Source organism: Candidatus Paralachnospira sp. LCP21S3_A2 (genome assembly GCF_052118925.1).
Taxonomy (GTDB): domain Bacteria; phylum Bacillota; class Clostridia; order Lachnospirales; family Lachnospiraceae; genus Lientehia.
Genome location: NZ_JBQKGG010000053.1, coordinates 1 through 434, shown reverse-complemented (window position 1 = coordinate 434; position 434 = coordinate 1). Strand labels below are relative to the sequence as shown.

At 48.2% G+C, this 434-nt stretch carries 1 tRNA gene and 1 rRNA gene; both read right to left on the bottom strand.

Annotated features, from left to right (window positions below):
• Positions 1 to 248: 248 nt before the first annotated feature.
• A tRNA-Ala gene (locus ACTQ3K_RS12655) sits at positions 249 to 321 on the bottom strand.
• A 4-nt stretch (positions 322 to 325) separates the two neighbouring features.
• Positions 326 to 434, bottom strand: a 5S ribosomal RNA gene (gene rrf, locus ACTQ3K_RS12650); the annotation flags it as partial.

Below are 434 nucleotides of genomic sequence, written 5' to 3'. Positions count from 1 at the left end.
TCCCGCTGTCCTGGTTCAGGTTTTTGCTTTGTTAATGAAATTGAATTGGTTTTAAAACATTCAATCAATATCTGATGTCTTCTTATCAATGTGTAGTTTTCAAGGTACAGTATGTCGAAAGCATTCCAGCTCTCTTCACTCAACTAAGCTCATTCATCGCTTGCGCTCGAATTCGCTAAGGTTCGTGAAGGGCCTCGCACTAAGCTCGATCATCGTTTACACTCAATCTCGTTAAGTTGCTTTCGGCCTGGAGATGAAGGGATTCGAACCCTTGACCCCCTGCTTGCAAGGCAGGTGCTCTCCCAACTGAGCTACACCCCCAAGATTCTGGCACCCACCTGCTCTCCCATACCGTCTCCAGTATAGTACCATCGGCCGCTTAGGTCTTAACCATCGTGTTCGGGATGGGAACGGGTGTCTCCCCTAAGCGCATC